The organism is Streptomyces sp. NPDC054783 (assembly GCF_053611725.1).
Window position 1 is genome coordinate 1 of record NZ_JBSHAY010000039.1, and the last position, 17,507, is coordinate 17,507.

At 71.1% G+C, this 17,507-nt stretch carries 16 protein-coding genes; 2 read left to right on the forward strand and 14 right to left on the reverse strand.

What is annotated here, in order from left to right:
* Positions 1-558: 558 nt before the first annotated feature.
* The 14 genes from ACWGJ5_RS39935 to pgsA form a co-directional block, all read right to left on the reverse strand.
* Complete coding sequence (locus ACWGJ5_RS39935; protein WP_453314529.1) at positions 559-1,098, reverse strand: adenine phosphoribosyltransferase; 540 nt, start codon at positions 1,096-1,098, stop codon at positions 559-561.
* Positions 1,095-2,201 carry a protein translocase subunit SecF gene (gene secF, locus ACWGJ5_RS39940; RefSeq protein WP_453314530.1) on the reverse strand — a complete coding sequence of 369 codons (1,107 nt, stop codon included), beginning with the start codon at positions 2,199-2,201 and terminating at the stop codon, positions 1,095-1,097. The genes ACWGJ5_RS39935 and secF overlap by 4 nt, the downstream gene beginning before the upstream one ends.
* A 1-nt stretch (position 2,202) precedes the next feature.
* Positions 2,203-3,990, reverse strand: a complete 1,788-nt coding sequence (gene secD / locus ACWGJ5_RS39945) for a protein translocase subunit SecD (protein ID WP_453314576.1) — start codon at positions 3,988-3,990, stop codon at positions 2,203-2,205.
* A 143-nt stretch (positions 3,991-4,133) separates the two neighbouring features.
* Positions 4,134-4,637, reverse strand: a complete 504-nt coding sequence (gene yajC / locus ACWGJ5_RS39950; RefSeq protein WP_453314531.1) for a preprotein translocase subunit YajC — start codon at positions 4,635-4,637, stop codon at positions 4,134-4,136.
* A gap of 190 nt (positions 4,638-4,827) precedes the next feature.
* Complete coding sequence (ruvB, locus tag ACWGJ5_RS39955; RefSeq protein WP_228618866.1) at positions 4,828-5,910, reverse strand: Holliday junction branch migration DNA helicase RuvB; 1,083 nt, start codon at positions 5,908-5,910, stop codon at positions 4,828-4,830.
* Positions 5,911-5,972: 62 nt separating this feature from the next.
* Positions 5,973-6,578 (reverse strand): Holliday junction branch migration protein RuvA, encoded by a 606-nt coding sequence (ruvA, locus tag ACWGJ5_RS39960; RefSeq protein ID WP_453314532.1) that lies wholly within the window; start codon positions 6,576-6,578, stop codon positions 5,973-5,975.
* Positions 6,575-7,114, reverse strand: a complete 540-nt coding sequence (gene ruvC / locus ACWGJ5_RS39965; protein ID WP_453314533.1) for a crossover junction endodeoxyribonuclease RuvC — start codon at positions 7,112-7,114, stop codon at positions 6,575-6,577. The genes ruvA and ruvC overlap by 4 nt, the downstream gene beginning before the upstream one ends.
* A 150-nt stretch (positions 7,115-7,264) precedes the next feature.
* Positions 7,265-8,017 carry a YebC/PmpR family DNA-binding transcriptional regulator gene (locus ACWGJ5_RS39970; RefSeq protein ID WP_453314534.1) on the reverse strand — a complete coding sequence of 251 codons (753 nt, stop codon included), beginning with the start codon at positions 8,015-8,017 and terminating at the stop codon, positions 7,265-7,267.
* A 48-nt stretch (positions 8,018-8,065) separates the two neighbouring features.
* Positions 8,066-8,674 (reverse strand): pyridoxal 5'-phosphate synthase glutaminase subunit PdxT, encoded by a 609-nt coding sequence (pdxT, locus tag ACWGJ5_RS39975; RefSeq protein ID WP_228618860.1) that lies wholly within the window; start codon positions 8,672-8,674, stop codon positions 8,066-8,068.
* Positions 8,675-8,704: 30 nt separating this feature from the next.
* Positions 8,705-9,610, reverse strand: coding sequence for a pyridoxal 5'-phosphate synthase lyase subunit PdxS (gene pdxS / locus ACWGJ5_RS39980; protein ID WP_453314535.1), 906 nt, complete (start codon positions 9,608-9,610; stop codon positions 8,705-8,707).
* A gap of 127 nt (positions 9,611-9,737) precedes the next feature.
* The gene (locus ACWGJ5_RS39985) at positions 9,738-10,280 is read right to left on the reverse strand and encodes a hypothetical protein (protein ID WP_453314536.1); all 543 of its coding nucleotides are present in this window, start codon (positions 10,278-10,280) and stop codon (positions 9,738-9,740) included.
* Between the two features lie 128 nt (positions 10,281-10,408).
* A complete protein-coding gene (locus tag ACWGJ5_RS39990; RefSeq protein WP_453314537.1) occupies positions 10,409-11,572 on the reverse strand; it encodes a glycosyltransferase family 4 protein in 1,164 nt (387 codons plus the stop codon).
* Positions 11,569-12,477: a phosphatidylinositol mannoside acyltransferase gene (locus ACWGJ5_RS39995; RefSeq protein WP_453314538.1), complete on the reverse strand. Its 909-nt coding sequence runs from the start codon at positions 12,475-12,477 to the stop codon at positions 11,569-11,571. The genes ACWGJ5_RS39990 and ACWGJ5_RS39995 overlap by 4 nt, the downstream gene beginning before the upstream one ends.
* The gene (gene pgsA / locus ACWGJ5_RS40000) at positions 12,474-13,142 is read right to left on the reverse strand and encodes a phosphatidylinositol phosphate synthase (protein ID WP_453314539.1); all 669 of its coding nucleotides are present in this window, start codon (positions 13,140-13,142) and stop codon (positions 12,474-12,476) included. The genes ACWGJ5_RS39995 and pgsA overlap by 4 nt, the downstream gene beginning before the upstream one ends.
* A 296-nt stretch (positions 13,143-13,438) precedes the next feature.
* On the opposite strand from pgsA, the gene ACWGJ5_RS40005 reads away from it, so the two are divergent.
* Together ACWGJ5_RS40005 and ACWGJ5_RS40010 are read left to right on the forward strand one after the other, a co-directional pair.
* Positions 13,439-15,640, forward strand: a complete 2,202-nt coding sequence (locus tag ACWGJ5_RS40005) for an elongation factor G-like protein EF-G2 (RefSeq protein WP_453314540.1) — start codon at positions 13,439-13,441, stop codon at positions 15,638-15,640.
* A gap of 212 nt (positions 15,641-15,852) precedes the next feature.
* Positions 15,853-17,499: a hypothetical protein gene (locus ACWGJ5_RS40010; protein WP_453314541.1), complete on the forward strand. Its 1,647-nt coding sequence runs from the start codon at positions 15,853-15,855 to the stop codon at positions 17,497-17,499.
* The last annotated feature ends 8 nt before the right edge of the window (positions 17,500-17,507 follow it).

A 17,507-nucleotide genomic window follows, 5' to 3' on the forward strand; every position in this document is an offset into this window, starting at 1 on the left:
GCGGGGCGGCGGCCCGCCGGCCGCCGGACCTGCGCTGATTTCGTCGCCGAACGCGGTGCCCCGAGAGCAGCACCATCACCGCCGACGACCACCGGGGACGGCGGCCGCCGGCAGCCAAACCTGCGCCTTGCATCAGCGAACACCGTGGCCCTGGGGGGAACGCCATCGCCGCCGGCGGCCGACGGGAGCAGCCGCCCGGTGGCAGCCGGACCGTGCGGCTTACGCCACCGGATGCGGGGGCCTGGGTGGAGGGCCTTCGTCGTGGGCGGCTGTCGGGGGCTGGTGGCGGACGGCTGTCGCCCATTGAGGTCCGAGGGTGGCGGATGGTGGCGGGGACAGGTGGCCCGCGAGGTCTGCCCTGGCGAGGGCGGTCAGGAGCCGGATACGGGGCGCAAGGGGGTTCTGGCTGGTGGTCGGCCATGTGCCCGCGGCCCTCGGCGGCGGGCACCGCACCGCAGGGGTCACCCGCATCCGGCGACCAGAGCCGCGCGGGGGGGGGCGGGCGGGAAGCACAAAGCGGCCTACGGCGGAGCCGCGGCCGCTTGTGCGACGTCAGGATCAGACCTGAAGCAGTGCCTCCAGCGGGGCCCCGCCCAGCGCCGGCTCCAGCCGGACCCGGCCGCCCAGGAAGCCCAGTTCCATCAGCACCGCCAGCCCGGAGACCTCGGCGCCGGCGCGCCCGATCAGCTGGATCGCGGCCTCGGCCGTACCGCCCGTGGCGAGGACGTCGTCCACGATCAGCACCCGGTCACCCGTGGCCAGGTCCTCCGCGTGCACCTCGATCTCGGCAGAGCCGTACTCCAGGTCGTAGGCCTGGCGCAGCGTCGCTCCGGGGAGCTTGCCCGCCTTGCGGACCGGGATGAAGCCGAGGCCCGCGCGGACGGCGACCGGGGCGCCCAGGATGAAGCCCCGGGCCTCCAGGCCGACGATCTTCGTCGCGCCGGTGTTCGCGGCGATCTCGGCCAGCGCGTCGGTGAGCGCCGTGAAAGCGGCCGGGTCCGCCAGGAGCGGGGTGATGTCCTTGAACATCACGCCCGGCTCCGGGTAGTCGGCGACGTCCCGGATCCGGCTGAGCAGCAGTTCCCTGATGTCGGTCATCGGCGCTTCCCGGAAGGCCGACCACGGCCCCGGCTGCGGGACGCGGGCTGGTTACGGGGGCCCACGACAGCGGGGGCCGCATCGGCGGAGTCGTCGGCGCCCGAGCGCTCCGCGGCGAGGTCCTCCTCGGCGGCGGCCTGGGCGCGCTTGGCCAGGACCCGCTTGGTGAGGGCCTTCATCGCCGGCTCGCGCTCCTTGAGGTCGGCGACGAGCGGCGTGGCGATGAAGATCGAGGAGTACGCACCGGCCGCGAGGCCGACGAACAGCGACAGCGAGATGTCGTTCAGCGTGCCGGCGCCGAGGAAGCCGCCGCCGATGAACAGCAGGCCCGCCACCGGCAGCAGCGCCACCACGGTGGTGTTGATCGAACGGACCAGGGTGCCGTTGATCGACATGTTGGCGATGTCGCTGTAGGTGAAGCGGGTCTGCTTGGTGATGTCCCTGGTCTGCTCCTTGAGGCTGTCGAAGACGACGACCGTGTCGTAGAGCGAGTAACCGAGGATCGTCAGCAGACCGATGACCGTACCGGGCGTGACCTCGAAGCCGACGAGGGCGTAGATACCGGTGGTGATGGTGATGTCGTGGATCAGCGCGACCAGGGCCGCGACGGCCATGCGCCACTCGAAGGCGATGGCCAGGTAGATCACCACGAGCACCATGAAGATGCCGAGACCCTCCCAGGCCTTGTTGGCGATCTGCTGGCCCCAGCTCGGGCCGACCAGGTCGGCGGCGAGCTTCTCGGGGTTGAGGTTCAGGTCCTTGGCCAGTTCCTGCTTGATCTTGTCGGACTGGCCGGTGTCGATGCCGGCGATCTGGATGCGCAGGCTGCCGTTGCCGAGCTTCTGCACGATCGCCTCATGGCCGGAGGCGTCCTTGGCGTAGGTCTCCGCCTGGGTCACCGAGGTGCTCATGTGGGTCGGCGTGGTGAAGACCGCGCCGCCCTTGAACTCGATGCCCATGTTCAGCCCGCGCACCGCCAGGCCGAGGATGGCCGTGATGGTGATCAGGATGGAGACGCCGTACCAGATCTTGCGCTTGCCGACGAAGTCGTACGAGATCTCGCCGCGGTGGAGTCGAGCGCCGAGGTTGCCGAGTTTCGACATCTCAGGCCTCCTTCGGGTCGACAGAGCCGGCGGCGGGGCCGGCGGGACGGCGGGTGCGGCGCAGCGGCGGCTTGGCACCCAGGCTCTTCGGGTCGAGGCCGGACCACTTGTGGCCGCTCGCGAAGAACTTGCGGCGGGCGAGGAGCGTCATCAGCGGCTTGGTGAACAGGAAGACGACGACGACGTCGAGCACGGTGGTCAGGCCGAGGGTGAACGCGAAGCCCTGGACCTTGCCGACGGTCACGATGAACAGGACGGCGGCGGCGAGGAAGGACACGAAGTCGGAGACCAGGATGGTGCGCCGGGCTCGCGGCCAGGCCCGCTCGACGGCGGGTCGCAGCGAGCGGCCCTCGCGGATCTCGTCCCGGATGCGTTCGAAGTACACGATGAACGAGTCCGCGGTGATACCGATGGCGACGATGGCACCGCAGACGGCCGGCAGGTTCAGCGCGAAGCCGATGGCCGGGCCGAGCAGCGACATGATCACGTAGGTCAGGATCGCGGAGACCAGCAGCGAGGCCATGGCGACAAGCGACAGACCGCGGTAGTAGACCACCAGATAGAGCACGACGAGCGCGAGGCCGATCGCGCCGGCGAGCAGACCTGCGTGCAGCTGCTCACCGCCGAGGGCGGCGGTGACGGTGGTGACCGACTGCTCCTGGAAGGAGAGCGGCAGGGCGCCGTACGACAGCATGTTGGCGAGGCTCTGGGCGTCCTGCTGGGTGAAGCTGCCGGAGATCTCCGCCTGGCCGCCGGTGATGGCCTGCTGCACGAACGGGCTGGAGACGACCTCGCCGTCCAGGACGATGCCGAACTCGTTCTGCGGGGACTGGTTCTTCGCCAGCTGGCCGGTGATGTCGGCGAACTTCTTGGCGCCGCTGTTGCTGAAGGTCATCTGGACCTGCCAGCCGGAGGCGCCCTGGGTGTCGAAGACGGCCTGCGCCTTCTTCACCTCGGTGCCGTCGACGGCGGCCGGGCCGAGCACGTACTTGTACCAGACCTTCCGGATCTGGCCGCAGGCAACCGTGGGCTCGCTGGGCTTCGCGGCGCCACCGACCTTGGCCCGCTCGGCGGGCTTGGAGCAGTCCAGGGCGGCGTACTGGGCCTGGAGCTTGGCGGCGCTGGAGGAGGCCGAGGGGGTGGCCGAGGGGGTGGCCGACGGCTTGGAGCTGCCGGAGGCGGAGGTGCTCGGCGAGGGCGTGGAGCCGGCCTTCAGCGCGTCGGTGACGGCGCGGCCCTGCGAGGTCGCCGAGGCCGTGGGGGACGCGGTGGAGGACGAGGACGCCTTCTGCTTCGAGGACGCGCTGGTGGAGGGGCTCGCGCTCGGCTTCGGCGAGGAGCTGCCGCTGGGGGTCGCGCTCGGCGACGGGCTCTTGGGGGCGCCGCCGCTGGGCTCGCTGGCCAGGACCGGGCGGAAGTACAGCTTGGCGGTGGTGCCGACCTGCTGCTGTGCTTCCTTGGAATTGGTGCCCTTGGGGATGTTGACGATGATGTTGTCGGTCCCCTGGGTCTGCACCTCCGCCTCGGAGACGCCCAGGCCGTTGACACGGTTGTTCATGATGTCGACCGCGGTGGCCATGTTGGCCGCGTTGATCGCGGACCCCTGGTCGGCCTTCGCCTTGAGCGTGATGCTCGTACCACCGGCGAGGTCGATACCGAGACGCGGAGTCTTGTTCCCCGAGAGGAACATGCCTCCGGTCAGCGCCACGATGGCGATCAGGATGAGGGCCAGCGAGCGCCCTGGCTTGCTCTGGGCACTCGCGCTCCGGCCCCTCTTAGGTGCTGCCACCTTCTCGTACTCCCTCTCGGGCCGGCCCGCGCGGTCGGCGCGGTCGGCCATGACATGGTGTCGGGCTGTTCCGTTCGGGAAACAGACGCGCCCGGTGGTGCGCGGGGCGGGATTATGCCGCGCGGCGCACCACCGGGACGTGACTACTTCGCGTCGGAGTCGCCGTCGGTCTTCTTCGGCTCGTCCTCCGCCTTGGCCTCGGCGGCCTCGGCCGTGTCGGTGCCGTCCTCGTCGGCGTCCTTCTTACCGAGGTCGACGGCCTTGTCGTCGGAGGCGGCGGCAGCGGGCGAGTCGGACTCGTCGGTCTCGGTGAGGGAGGAGGCGTCGTCCGGGACGATGTCGGCGTCGGACTTCAGGTCGTGCTCGACGCCGTGGACGATGCGGTTGTACTCGTCGTCGGTGAGGACGGCGCCGATCGCGTTCTTGGCGAAGAGGAGCTCGACGCCCGGGCCGGCGTCGAGAAGGACCGTGTCCTCGTTGACCTCCTTGACCGTCGCGTACATCCCCCCGATGGTGCGGACACCGGAGCCGGGCTGCATCTCGTTCCGCATGGTGGCGGCCTGCTGCTGCTTCTTCTTGGCCGAGCGTGTCATCAGGAACATGGCCGCGATGAGCACGATGAAGGGGAGAAGGGTAAAGGCATTCACGGGACGGGGTTTCCTTCGCGCGACCGCGACGGGAAGCGGCCTATGGGATGGGGGTGTGGGTCGGCGCCGCCCGCAAGGGCGGCATCGGCGGAGTCTAAGCGAGTCCGCGCGCATGGAACAACGCTCAGCATGGCACCTGAGTTCCTGCCCGGGCCAATGCCCTCGCCGTCACTCATACATCATCGCGCAGTCAGGTCCCGAACAGGTCCTGTTGTCCGTTTCCCCCGGTCGTCCCGCCGCTCGCCGAGGGGGGCGGGGTCAGGCCGAGGTGCGCCCAGGCGGCCGGTGTGGCGACCCGGCCGCGCGGGGTGCGGGCCAGCAGTCCCTCCCGGACGAGGAACGGTTCGGCGACCTCCTCGACGGTCTCCCGCTCCTCCCCCACCGCGACGGCCAGCGTGGACAGGCCGACCGGACCGCCGCCGAACAGCTTCAGCAGGGCTTGCAGGACGGCGCGGTCGAGACGGTCGAGGCCACGCGCGTCGACCTCGTAGACGGCGAGGGCCGCCTCGGCGATGTCGCGGGTGATCAGACCGTCCGCCTTGACCTGCGCATAGTCGCGGACTCGGCGCAGCAGGCGGTTGGCGATGCGGGGCGTGCCCCGGGAGCGGCCGGCGATCTCGGCGGCGCCGTCCGGCTCGATCTCGACGTCCAGCAGGCTCGCCGAGCGGTGCACGACCCGCTCCAGCTCGTGCGGCTCGTAGAACTCCATGTGCGCGGTGAAGCCGAAGCGGTCGCGCAGCGGGGGCGGCAGCAGGCCCGCGCGCGTGGTGGCGCCGACCAGGGTGAACGGCGGCAGCTCCAGCGGGATCGCGGTGGCGCCGGGGCCCTTGCCGACGATGACGTCGACGCGGAAGTCCTCCATCGCCATGTACAGCATCTCCTCGGCGGGTCGGGACATGCGGTGGATCTCGTCGAGGAAGAGGACCTCGCCCTCCTGGAGTGAGGACAGGATCGCTGCGAGGTCGCCGGCGTGCTGGATGGCGGGACCGGAGGTGATGCGGATGGGGGCGCCCATCTCTGCGGCGATGATCATGGACAGGGTGGTCTTGCCGAGGCCGGGCGCGCCGGAGAGCAGTACATGGTCGGCGGTGGCGCCCCGCGCGCGTGCCGCCCGCAGGACGAGGTCGAGCTGTTCGCGGACCTTCTCCTGGCCGATGAACTCGCCGAGGTCCTTGGGGCGCAGGGCGGCCTCGACGGCCTGGTCCTCCCCGTCGGCGGACGCGCCGACGAGCCGCTCGGGGGCGGGGGTGTCGGTCGTGTCGTCCCAGTTCATGTGGTGTGCCTCGATCGTCGTGGGTCAGCGGGCGCGGTTCGGCGGGCCGGGTTCGCGGGGGATCAGCGGGCGCGGTTCAGGGTCTGCAGGGCGGCCCTCAGCAGCTGTCCGACCTGCGGGGTACCGCCGGCGGCCTCGGCCTGGGGCGCCACCGCGGTGACGGCCTCGTCCGCCTCGCGGGTGGCGTAGCCGAGGCCGATGAGGGCCGCGTGCAGCTGGTCGCGCCAGCCCTGGGTGACCGGGGCGCCGACCACGGGCGCGCCGACGGGCTCGCCGAGCCGGTCCTTCAGCTCCAGCAGCAGCTTCTGGGCGCCCTTCTTGCCGATGCCGGGGACGGCGGTGAGGGCCTTCTCGTCACCGGTGGCGACGGCGCGGCGCAGGGCGTCCGGGGTGTGCACCGCGAGCATGGCCTGGGCCAGGCGCGGGCCGACTCCGCTCGCGGTCTGCAGCAGCTCGAAGACCTGGCGCTCGTCGTCGTCGGCGAAGCCGTACAGGGTCAGCGAGTCCTCGCGGACGACGAGCGAGGTGTGCAGCTTGGCGGACCGGCCGACACGGAGCGTGGACAGCGTGTTCGGGGTGCACTGGACGGCCATGCCGACGCCGCCGACCTCGACGACCGCAGTGTCCGGGGCGAGCGCGGCGACCGTGCCGCTGACGAAGGCGATCATGCCGTACGGCCTTTCGTTGCGTTGACTGTGTGGCGGGCGACCGCCTGCTGGAGCCGGTTCTGGGCGGGGGCGCGCCAGATGTGGCAGATGGCGAGCGCGAGGGCGTCGGCGGCGTCGGCCGGCCTGGGCGGTGCCGACAGCCGGAGCAGCCGGGTCACCATGGCCCCGACCTGCGCCTTCTCGGCACGGCCGCTGCCGGTCACGGCGGCCTTGACCTCGCTGGGGGTGTGCAGGGCGACCGGGATGCCGCGGCGGGCGGCGCACAGCATGGCCACGGCGCTGGCCTGGGCGGTGCCCATCACCGTGCGCACGTTGTGCTGGCTGAAGACACGCTCGACGGCGACGCACTCGGGCCGGTGCTCGTCCAGCCACTGCTCCAGGCCCTGCTCGACGGCGAGGAGGCGGCGGCTGAGATCGGCGTCCACGGGCGTGCGTACGACACCGACGCCGAGCATGGTGAGCGGGCGGCCCGCGACGCCTTCGACGACGCCGACACCACACCGGGTCAGTCCCGGGTCCACCCCCATCACCCGCACCGGGCCCCTCCTTCGCCGACTCGTTCGCCCCCGGCCACCGCTGGGCACTACCCCCAGTTCGTGCAGGCTATCGGGTGCCACTGACAATGACGGCGGGCCGGTGGGACGTGTCCCACCGGCCCGCCGGAAATCCGCTGAACCCGCGCGGCGTTACGCGTCGACCTTCTCCATGATCTCGTCGCTCACGTCGAAGTTGGCGAAGACGTTCTGCACGTCGTCGCTGTCCTCGAGTGCGTCGATCAGCTTGAAGATCTTCTTGGCGCCCTCCTCGTCCAGCTCGACCTGCATGGTCGGGACGAAGTTGGCCTCGGCCGACTCGTAGTCGATGCCCGCCTCCTGGAGGGCGGTGCGGACCGCGACCAGGTCGGTGGCCTCGCTGATGACCTCGAAGTTCTCGCCGAGGTCGTTGACCTCCTCGGCACCGGCGTCCAGGACGGCGCCGAGCACGTCGTCCTCGGTCAGCTCGCCCTTGGGGACGATGACCACGCCCTTGCGGTTGAACAGGTACGACACCGAGCCCGGGTCGGCCATGGAGCCGCCGTTGCGGGTCATGGCCACGCGGACGTCGGAGGCGGCGCGGTTGCGGTTGTCGGTGAGGCACTCGATGAGCACGGCGACGCCGTTCGGGCCGTAGCCCTCGTACATGATCGTCTCGTAGTCGGCGCCGCCGGCCTCGAGACCGCCACCACGCTTGATCGCGGAGTCGATGTTCTTGTTCGGCACCGACTGCTTCTTGGCCTTCTGGACGGCGTCGTAGAGCGTCGGGTTGCCGTCGACGTCGACGCCGCCCATGCGGGCCGCGACCTCGATGTTCTTGATCAGCTTCGCGAAGAGCTTGCCGCGCTTGGCATCGATCACGGCCTTCTTGTGCTTCGTCGTGGCCCATTTAGAGTGGCCGGACATCTGCCTGTCTCCTTCGCGTAACCAATCTCTGTACGAACGTCAGAGATCCTACAAGGACTCCGGCGCTCGGTTGGCGCGCACCATGTCGACGAACAGGGAGTGCACGCGGTGGTCGCCGGTCAGTTCCGGGTGGAACGACGTGGCGAGCACGTTGCCCTGGCGGACGGCGACGATGTGACCGTCGTGCTCGGCGAGCACCTCGGCCCCGGCGCCCACGGACTCCACCCAGGGGGCGCGGATGAAGACGCCCTCCACAGGATCGCCCGCGACGCCCTTCACGTCGACCGCGGCCTCGAACGACTCGTTCTGCCGCCCGAAGGCGTTGCGGCGCACGATCATGTCGATGCCGCCGATGGTCTCCTGGCCCGAGCGCGGGTCGAGGATCTTGTCGGCGAGCATGATCATGCCCGCGCAGGTGCCGTAGACGGGCATGCCGTCGGCCACGCGCGCGCGAAGGGGCTCCATCACGCCGAAGAGGATGGCCAGCTTGGAGATGGTGGTGGACTCGCCGCCGGGCAGGACGAGGCCGTCGACCTCGGCGAGTTCCTCGGGGCGCCGCACCGGCCTGGCCACGGCGTCGGCCGCGGCCAGGGCGATGAGGTGCTCCCGTACGTCGCCCTGGAGGGCCAGGACGCCTATGACGGGTGCGTCAGTCATGTGTTTCGTGCAGTCCTCTGGGGGTGGGAATTACCAGCCGCGGTTCGCGTAGCGCTCGGACTCGGGGAGGATGTCGCAGTTGATGCCGACCATGGCCTCGCCCAGGTTGCGGGACGCGTCCGCGATGATCTTCGGGTCGTCGTAGAAGGTGGTGGCCTTCACGATGGCGGCGGCGCGCTTGGCCGGGTCGCCGGACTTGAAGATGCCGGAGCCGACGAACACGCCCTCGGCGCCGAGCTGACGCATCAGGGCCGCGTCGGCCGGGGTGGCCACGCCGCCGGCGGAGAAGAGGACCACCGGGAGCTTGCCCAGTTCGGCGACCTCCTTGACCAGCTCGTACGGGGCGCGCAGCTCCTTGGCGGCGGCGTACAGCTCGTGGTTGTCGAAGCCGCGCAGCTTGGCGATCTCGTTCTTGATCTGGCGCAGGTGGCGGACGGCCTCCACGACGTTGCCGGTGCCGGCCTCGCCCTTGGAGCGGATCATCGCGGCGCCCTCGGCGATGCGGCGCAGGGCCTCGCCCAGGTTGGTGGCACCGCACACGAACGGGGTGGTGAAGGCCCACTTGTCGGAGTGGTTGACCTCGTCGGCCGGAGTGAGGACCTCGGACTCGTCGATGTAGTCGACGCCGAGGGCCTGCAGCACCTGGGCCTCGACGAAGTGGCCGATGCGGGACTTGGCCATGACCGGGATCGAGACGGCGTTGATGATGCCCTCGATCATGTCCGGGTCGGACATGCGGGCCACGCCGCCGTCCTTGCGGATGTCGGCCGGGACCCGCTCCAGGGCCATGACCGCGACGGCGCCCGCGTCCTCGGCGATCTTCGCCTGCTCCGGCGTGACGACGTCCATGATCACGCCGCCCTTGAGCTGCTCGGCCATGCCACGCTTCACGCGCGCGGTGCCGGTCTCGGGAGCCTGGTTCTCGGTGGTGGACACGGGTGACCTCACTGAAGTGAAAGAGGGTTTCTCTGCAGCATCGAGGAAACGTGAGTGGACCAGGCCACAGCAAGGGCCAATGGCAAGCCGGTGGATCCTTTTCGTGCAGGGAGGGTTCTCCCGGGGTTCAGACGGCCCGCTCCACCAGGGCCGCGGGGGGCTCGTCGTCCATCTCGAAGGCCAGGGGGAACGGGGCGTGGCCGGCCAGCCGGAACCAGCGGACCTTGCGGTGCTCGCGGAGCCTGCGGGCGGCTCCTACGGCGTCGTTGTGGAAGCGGCGGGCCATGGGGACCCGGCGGACGGCCTCGGCCAGCTCATGGGCCGCCTCCTCCCCTCCTGGGGCCTCCCGTACGGCCTCCACCTGGGCCGGATCCTCGAAGACCGCGCGCAACGCCTGGCTCAGCTCGCTCTCGGCGACCTCCCGCTGCTCCTCCTCGGCCTGCCGGGCGGCGTGCGCGGCCTCGTAGAGCACGATCGAGGCGGCCGGGTCCAGCACGCCCGAGGTGGCCAGTTCCTGGGCCACGGAGGCGCGGCGCAGCAGCTGCGCGTCGAGCGCGGCCCGCGCGGCGTCCATCCGCACGTGCAGCCGGTCCAGCCGCCCGGCCGTCCAGCTCAGGTACACGCCGATCGCGACGACTGCGACGAGGATCCAGATGAGGGTTGCGGTCACGCCGGAAGGCTATCGGCTGCGGGAACCGGCCCCTCACGGCGATCCCACCCCGGCTCCGCCGCCCGGCGGGCGGCTCGGCCCACACGCCCGAGGGCCGCTGCCGTTCGGCCCGGCCCATGGCCGCGGCCTCAGTCGCGGGCCAGTCCGAAGCGTGCTCTGAGTCCGGTCGTGCGCTCGTCCGCCGCGACCGCCGCCGCGCCGGCCGTGACCGTCTCGTAGACGGACAGGATGTCCGCGCCGACCGTGGACCAGTCGAAGCGCCGCACGTGGGCGCTGCCGCGCTCGCGCAGTTCGGTGCGGCGGGTAGGGTCCGCCAGGAGCCGTACGGCGGCGTCGGCCAGCGCGTCGGCGTCCTCGTTGGCGAAGACCTCGCCCGCCGCGCCCTGGTCGAGGACCTGCACGAAGGCGTCCAGGTCGGAGGCGAGCACGGGGGCGCCCGCCGACATCGCCTCGACCAGGATGATGCCGAAGCTCTCGCCGCCGGTGTTGGGGGCGACGTACAGGTCGACGCTGCGCAGGAGGCACGCCTTGTCCTCGTCGCTGATCATGCCGAGGAACTCCACACGCGCGCGTAGTTCCTTCGGCAGGTCCTCGACGGCCGCCTCCTCGTCGCCGCGGCCCGCGACCAGCAGGCGGGTCTGCGGACGGGCGGCAAGGATCTCCGGAAGGGCCTTCATGAGGACCGGCAGGCCCTTGCGGGGCTCGTCGATACGGCCGATGAAGCCGATGGTGTCGCCCTGCCACTCCGGCTTGGGCTCTGCCTTGGCGAAGAAGTCCACGTCGACGCCGTTGGGGATGACGACCGCGTCCCCGCCGAGGTGCTCGACCAGCGTCCGCCGGGCGTACTCGCTGACCGCGATCCGGGCGCTGATCTTCTCCAGGGCCGCCTGGAGGATGGCGTAGGCGGCGATCATCGCGCGCGAGCGGGGGTTGGAGGTGTGGAACGTGGCCACGATCGGGCCGGAGGCCGCCCAGCAGGTCAGCAGGCCCAGCGAGGGAGAGGTCGGCTCGTGGATGTGGACCACGTCGAAGGCGCCCTCGTGCAGCCAGCGCCGTACCCGCGCGGCCGACAGGAAGCCGAAGTTCAGGCGGGCCACGGAACCGTTGTAGGGCACCGGGACGGCGCGGCCGGCCGAGACGACGTACGGCGGCAGCGGGGTGTCGTCGTCGGCCGGGGCGAGCACGGAGACGTCGTGGCCGAGGCGGAGGAAGTACTCGGCGAGGTCGCGGATGTGGAACTGGACGCCGCCGGGCACGTCCCAGGAGTACGGGCAGACGATCCCGATTCTCACGAGGGTCCCTTCGCGGGGTCGAGGTCGGCGAGCCACAGCCGCTGGAGCATGTGCCAGTCCTCCGGATGGTCGGCGATCCCGGTGGCGAAGGCGTCGGCCAGCGCCTGTGTCATGACAGACGTCTTCTCGGCCCTGGTACCTGACTCGGGTACGTCGATCGGGGGGTGCACACGGCCCTGCATGACGGGTGAGTCGTCGTACCAGAGCGTGACCGGCAGCAGCAGCGCGCCGGTCTGCTGGGCGAGAAGGGCCGGGCCCGCGGGCATCCGGGTCTTCTCGCCGAAGAAGCCGACCTCGACGCCGGAGGCGGACAGGTCCCGGTCGGCGACCAGGCAGACCAGGCCGCCGTCACGCAGCCTGCGGGCCAGGGTACCGAAGGCGGAGCCGCCGCTGTGCGGCAGGACCTCCATGCCGAGGCCCTCGCGATAGGCGACGAAACGGTCGTACAGCGTCTCGGGCTTGAGCCGCTCGGCGACCGTCGTGAACGGCGTCTCCAGCTTGGTGGTGACCCAGGCGCCCGCGAGGTCGTAGTTGGCCATGTGCGGCAGCGCGAGGATCAGGCCCTGGCCGGAGGCGAGCCCGTCGGTCAGGAAATGTATGTCCTTCGGGTCGAAGCCCGACTTCACGCGCTCCCGGCTCCAGGCGGGCAGCCGGAAGGACTCCATCCAGTAGCGCAGGTACGAACGCATGCCCGCGCGGGACAGCTCGCGCAGGCGCTCGGGTCCGGCGTCGGGCAGCACGCGCGCGTAGTTCGACTCCAGGCGCTGTACGCCCTTGCCGCGCTGCTTCCAGGCGAGGTCGGCGATGGCGTGCCCGAGACGGACCGCGACGGGTTCGGGGAGCTTCTTGACGGTGCTCCAGCCGAGCCCGTACAGCCCGTCGGTGAGCCGTTCGGCGGCGCTCACTTGGCGGCCTCACTGGGGCTCTGCCGGGCCGCGGCGGCCTCCGCCTCGGCGGACTCGCGGCGCACGGTGACGACCCGCTGGATCAGCGTGACGAGGCTGCCGACGGCGACGATCCACAGGGCGATCGGCAGCAGCCACTGGATGCCCGGCACACCGAACTTGTGCATGCCCGCGAAACCGGCCGCGACCAGCGAGATCACCAGCCGTTCGGCGCGTTCGACGAGGCCGTTGACGGCGACCGGCAGCCCGATCGACTCGCCTCGCGCCTTGGTGTACGACACCACCTGCCCGCTGGCCAGGCAGAAGATCGAGACGGCGCACAGGACGTTGTCGTTCCCGTTGCCCGCGTACCAGAGCGCGAAGCCGCCGAAGATCGCGCCGTCGGCGACCCGGTCGAGGGTGGAGTCCAGGAAGGCCCCCCAGCGGCTGGAGCGGCCCAGCTGGCGGGCCATGTTGCCGTCGACCAGGTCGGAGAAGACGAACAGGGTGATCACGACCGTGCCCCAGAAGAACTCGCCCCTGGGGTAGAAGACCAGCGCGCCCGCGACCACACCGGCCGTGCCGATGAGCGTGACCGTGTCGGGGCTCACGCCCCGGCGGATGAGAAACGCGGCGAACGGTGTGAGGACACGCGTGAAGAATGCACGCGCGTACTTGTTCAGCATGGCCTTCCCGACGGTCGGTGTCGCCGCGGCCCCTGGTGGCCTCCGGCTGGCCCATCGTAGTCACGCGCGCGCGTGCGCGGCGGGCGGGCACCCGCGGCCCGTGGCGCGAACCGGTGTGTGCCGCCGTGCGCGGGGCGCGCGCGGCGCGATCGGCGGCCGCCGCTGTCGTTCGTATGGACGCAACGTGACGGGAGTGGAAAGCTCGAATAACCGCGGGCGTCGCCGGAGCCGCCAGTGCACGCGGGTCCCGCGTGTCCGCGCCCACAGTGACCTCACCGTGCACGGGAGGCAGGATCATGGGCGACAAGACTCAGACACACCACCCCGGGGCCGCCGGCAGGGCTCTTGAGGCCGACCAGCCCGCATCCGTACGGAACGTGGTGCTGGTCGGCCACTCCGGTTCGGGCAAGACGACTCTGGTGGAGGCCCTCGCCCTGAGTGCGGGGGCGGTCAACCGGGCGGGCCGCGTGGAGGACGGCGGCACCGTCTCGGACTACGACGAGATCGAGCACCGGCAGCAGCGCTCCGTACAGCTCTCCCTGGTGCCGGTCGAATGGGACGGCATCAAGATCAACCTGCTCGACACCCCCGGGTACGCCGACTTCGTCGGGGAGCTCAGGGCCGGTCTGCGCGCCGCGGACGCGGCCCTCTTCGTCGTCTCGGCCTCGGACGGCGTGGACGGCTCCACCCGGATGGTCTGGGAGGAGTGCGCGGCCGTCGGCATGCCGCGCGCGATCGTGATCACGCACCTGGAGGCGGCGCGCGCCGACTTCGAGGAGATGACCCGGATCTGCGCGGAGGCCTTCGGCGGGGACGACCCCGATGCCGTACTGCCGCTGTACCTGCCGCTGCGCGGGCCCGAGGCTCCCGACGGGCACGCGCCCGTGACCGGGCTGGTCGGGCTGCTGTCGCAGAAGCTGTTCGACTACTCGACCGGGGAGCGCAAGGACTCCGAGCCCGGCGAGGACCAGCTGCCGGGCATCGAGGAGGCCCGCAACCGGCTCATCGAGGGGATCATCGCCGAGAGCGAGGACGAGACCCTCATGGACCGCTATCTCGGCGGCGAGCAGGTCGAAGTCAAGACGCTGATCCAGGACCTGGAGCGGGCCGTCGCCCGCGGCTCGTTCTTCCCCGTCCTGGCGGCCGCCCCCGCCGCCGACGGCGCCAAACAGGGGCTCGGCACGGTCGAGCTGCTGGAGCTGGTCACGGGTGGGTTCCCGACCCCCTTCGAGCACCCGCTGCCCGAGGTGACGACCCTCGACGGCAAGTCGCGCGAGCTGAAACCCTGCGACACCGGCGGCCCGCTGGTCGCCGAGGTCGTCAAGACCTCCTCCGACCCCTACGTCGGCCGCGTCTCGCTGGTGCGCGTCTTCTCCGGCGCCCTGCGCCCCGACCAGACGGTGCACGTGTCCGGGCACGGGCTGGCCGACCGCGGCCACGAGGACCACGACGTCGACGAGAAGGTCGGCGCGCTGTCCATGCCCTTCGGCAAGCAGCAGCGCCCGGTGACGCACGCCGTCGCCGGCGACCTGGTGTGCGTGGCCAAGCTCGGCCGGGCCGAGACCGGGGACACGCTCTCCGGGAAGGACGACCCGCTGCTGATGGAGCCCTGGCGGATGCCCGACCCGCTGCTGCCGCTCGCCATCCAGGCGCACAGCAAGGCCGACGAGGACAAGCTCTCGCAGGGCCTGTCCCGGCTGGTGGCCGAGGACCCGACCATGCGGCTGGAGCAGAACCAGGACACCCACCAGGTGGTTCTGTGGTGCCTGGGCGAAGCCCACGCGGACGTCGCCCTGGAACGGCTGCGCAGCCGCTACGGCGTCCAGGTCGACGTCGTCCCGCACAAGGTCTCCCTGCGGGAGACGTTCGCGAACAAGGCGACCGGGCGCGGGCGGCATGTGAAGCAGTCCGGCGGGCACGGGCAGTACGCCATCTGCGAGATCGAGGTGGAGCCGCTGCCGGGCGGCTCGGGCATCGAGTTCGTGGACAAGGTGGTCGGCGGCGCCGTACCGCGGCAGTTCATCCCGTCCGTGGAGAAGGGCGTACGGGCCCAGGCCGCCAAGGGTGTCGCCGCCGGATATCCGCTGGTGGACGTGCGGGTCACGCTCCTGGACGGCAAGGCGCACTCGGTGGACTCCTCCGACGCCGCCTTCCAGACCGCGGGCGCACTCGCGCTGCGCGAGGCCGCGGCCGACACCCGCATCCATCTGCTGGAGCCGGTGGCCGAGGTGTCCGTGCTGGTCGGCGACGACTACGTGGGTGCCGTCATGAGCGACCTGTCCAGCCGGCGCGGCCGGGTGCTCGGCACCGAACAGGTGGGTTCCGGGCGGACCGTGATCAAGGCCGAGGTGCCCGAGTTCGAGATCGGCCGGTACGCCGTCGACCTGCGCTCGCTGTCGCACGGCACCGCACGGTTCGACCGCTCCTACGCCCGGCACGAGCCGATGCCGCCGCAGATCGCCGAACGGATCCGCGAACAGGCGGGTGACAACGGGTAGTTCAGCGCCCGCGAGCCGGGTGCGCGGGCGGGCGGCTTCGGCCGTCCGCCCGCCGGTTGTCGGTGGGGGCGGATACGCTGATCACCTGATCGCGTCGTGCCGCAGTCGTCCGGTTGTGACGGGTAATCGACGCGACGGCCTGTTCAACAGGTGTGCGGAGCGAGGAAGTCGGGAAGGCCGCAGAAGCGACACCGGCGGCGATGGGGGCGGGAATGTCGTTGGGAACGGAGTGGGACGGACCCCAGGTGCCCGTCTCGGGAGACGAGGGGCAGGCGGCGACCTCCGCGCTGGCCTCGGCGGCGTACCGGGACAGCCCGATGGAGGAGATCAAGAAGGCCGACAACGAGTGGCACGAGTCGACCCTCAAGCCGGGCAGGATCGCGCTGCTGAGGCCCAACCTCGGTGAGGCGTTCTCGCGGGCCGTGATCGGCCGGATGCTCCCTCCCGACCGCAAGCCGCTCATCCAGTCCTTCGGCACGGAGCCCCAGTTCGTCGTCGAGCACTGCCTCGCCGCCAACAACATCCGCCGGGAGCGCGACAACCGCCTGACCGCCGTGACGGTCCTGTGCGGCGTGCTCTTCCTGCCCGGGCTGGTCGCCTGGCTGATCGTCTTCCAGCTGCGCACGTTCGTCGCCACGCGCGAGGACAAACGGGCGGGTGCGCTCGCCACCGCTCTGCTCCTGGGTGTCGGCGTGCTCGCCGCGCTGTTCCTGATCAAGATGCCGTTCACCGGCTTCTGGGCGTGGTACGCCCGGGCGTGCGTCGTGCTCCCCGTGCTCGGCTGGTTCTGGGCCAAGCGGATCTGTGAGCGCACGGCCAAGGATCTGCGGGCCCGCTGGGACGGCCTGCTCTCGGGGACCAGTGTCGGCGCCAAGGTCCCCGAGGCCGTGCCGCGCGGCCCCAACCAGACCGCGGCCGAGGAGCTGCGCCAGTCGCTGGCCCGGCTGAGCGCCGAGCAGCAGTCCAACGCGGTCTTCTACGCCGGCCCCAAGGGAATACTCGGCATGGGCACCCGCTGGGGCGCCTGGCAGCTCGCCGAGGACCTGGTGTCCGCCGACCCGACCCGGGAGATCCACCCCTTCCGCAGCTGGGACGTCATACGCGCGATCCACGACCAGCTCGCCCGGCTGGAGCGCGGCCCGCTGAACACCGGCGGCTTCCCCAAGCCGTCCATCAAGCACTGGATCGTCACGCCGATCGGCGAGAAGGCCGCAGCGGTGTCCCGGCCCGAGGGCACCGATGTCGAGGCCTTCCAGGTCAAGCCGCACGCGATACAGGAGATCTGCAACAAGCAGCAGTTCGGCAGCGGCGACCGGCACTATCTGGGCGTGCAGTGGACGCTGTGGGACGGGCAGCTGGTCCTCACCACGCTGATCACGGTGACGGTGCTGCACGAGACGCTGCGCATCGAGGTGACCGGGCACGCGCTGGGGCCGGTGAACCCGCTGTTCACCTCCAAGCCGGAGCCGCCGAGCAAGGAGGTCTCCAAGTCCCTCAAACCCTGGGAGACCAGGAAGGTCATGCTGCCGCTGGTCACCACCGACGAGGTGGTACGGCTCGCCACGCGCGCCCCGCTGACCTGGTACCCGCCGCTGCTGAACTGGCTCGGCGGCTCGCTCGTCCTGCCGGAGCCGTTCGGGCTGCGGCACGCCTGGGCCGACCAGCCCTGGCGGCACCGCTTCATGGCCGACGACGCGCTGCGCGCCGCCACGCCGGTGCTGCGGGTGGTGCACTCGGCGGCGATCAGGGTGCTGGAGGAGAACGGCGTGGACACGGAGAAGTTCGGCACGCGCTCGGCCTTCCTCAGCGGACAGGTCCAGGACCCGACACCTAAGAAGGCGGACCTCTACGACGCGTGAGCGGTGCC

Bases quoted from the DNA above. Each gene is read 5' to 3' on its own strand.
- ACWGJ5_RS40010 (WP_453314541.1), top strand. From the start codon at position 15,853: ATGTCGTTGGGAACGGAGTGGGACGGACCCCAGGTGCCCGTCTCGGGA.
- pgsA (WP_453314539.1), bottom strand. From the start codon at position 13,142: ATGCTGAACAAGTACGCGCGTGCATTCTTCACGCGTGTCCTCACACCG.
- ACWGJ5_RS40005 (WP_453314540.1), top strand. From the start codon at position 13,439: ATGGGCGACAAGACTCAGACACACCACCCCGGGGCCGCCGGCAGGGCT.
- pdxT (WP_228618860.1), bottom strand. From the start codon at position 8,674: ATGACTGACGCACCCGTCATAGGCGTCCTGGCCCTCCAGGGCGACGTA.
- ruvB (WP_228618866.1), bottom strand. From the start codon at position 5,910: ATGAACTGGGACGACACGACCGACACCCCCGCCCCCGAGCGGCTCGTC.
- secF (WP_453314530.1), bottom strand. From the start codon at position 2,201: ATGTCGAAACTCGGCAACCTCGGCGCTCGACTCCACCGCGGCGAGATC.
- ruvA (WP_453314532.1), bottom strand. From the start codon at position 6,578: ATGATCGCCTTCGTCAGCGGCACGGTCGCCGCGCTCGCCCCGGACACT.
- ACWGJ5_RS39970 (WP_453314534.1), bottom strand. From the start codon at position 8,017: ATGTCCGGCCACTCTAAATGGGCCACGACGAAGCACAAGAAGGCCGTG.
- ACWGJ5_RS39935 (WP_453314529.1), bottom strand. From the start codon at position 1,098: ATGACCGACATCAGGGAACTGCTGCTCAGCCGGATCCGGGACGTCGCC.